General features: G+C 48.4%; 2 pseudogenes. Both read right to left on the bottom strand.

The features are described from left to right. Positions 1-693, bottom strand: a pseudogene (locus BG74_RS02090) (undecaprenyl-diphosphate phosphatase); the annotation flags it as partial. A gap of 140 nt (positions 694-833) precedes the next feature. Beyond that, positions 834-894: pseudogene (folB, locus tag BG74_RS15930) on the bottom strand (bifunctional dihydroneopterin aldolase/7,8-dihydroneopterin epimerase); the annotation flags it as partial.

The following is an 894-nucleotide window of genomic DNA, read 5'->3' on the forward strand; positions in this document are numbered from 1 at the left end:
CGAGGAGAGGCAGGCTTTTGTAGAGATTAAATACCGCGGCGGCCAGCATCATCTGCACCGCTAATATATATAAGGAAAACTCCGATAAGGAAAACTCCGATGCGGCATAACGACTTACGCCGACCAAAAGACCGCTGATGGATGATGGAGGCGGTGCCGGAGTGGGAAAGCCCCCGATCACAGTACCAAAAACCGGAAACAGCCGATTAAAAAAGCCTGCGGTTAGGTCAAGTTATCAATGCCTGCCGCACCCGGTTGTTTAGGTTTCAGAAATTCCGCCTCTAGCAGAAGTAACCCTCTGATCACCAAGGGCATACATGATGTTAATGTGGCGCAAAGATGGCTTTAATTTTCTCATGTAAGACTAATCCCAGCACCACCGCCGGGATCATGCCCAACAGAGTATACCCTAAACGCAGACGACCTCTGCCGATCCCCTCGTGGGGTACCCTGGCCGAAATAAATACCGATAAGACCAAACAGCCGGCGCTAAGACATCGCTACCACTCCAGGATCGGCTTTAACTGGATGATAATCTCGAATGTCTTGGCCTTATCATCCGTAAAGCCAAGCAGACTACCGACCAATAATATCATATGCACCGTCGAAGAAACCGGCAGAAATTCCGTTAACCCTTTTCCCTTTCCACCATCCCAGAATGAACGCGATAAACCAATCGTGAATATCCGCCATACAACGTTTCCCTCAAAGTCACAATAATAAAAAAGTGACGGTATATAAACAGACCAGCCGCTAAATCTCCCGCAAATTGCGACAAACATACGGTAATTTGGTTGCAGCGACATAGCCAAATGATTACCGCTACGCTATTTTCAGATTTTTCGCCGCCTGCGCTCAATGACGATGCCGACATTGGCCGCTTGCGGTATAGCA

It is taken from the genome of Sodalis-like endosymbiont of Proechinophthirus fluctus (assembly GCF_001602625.1).
GTDB lineage: Bacteria > Pseudomonadota > Gammaproteobacteria > Enterobacterales > Enterobacteriaceae.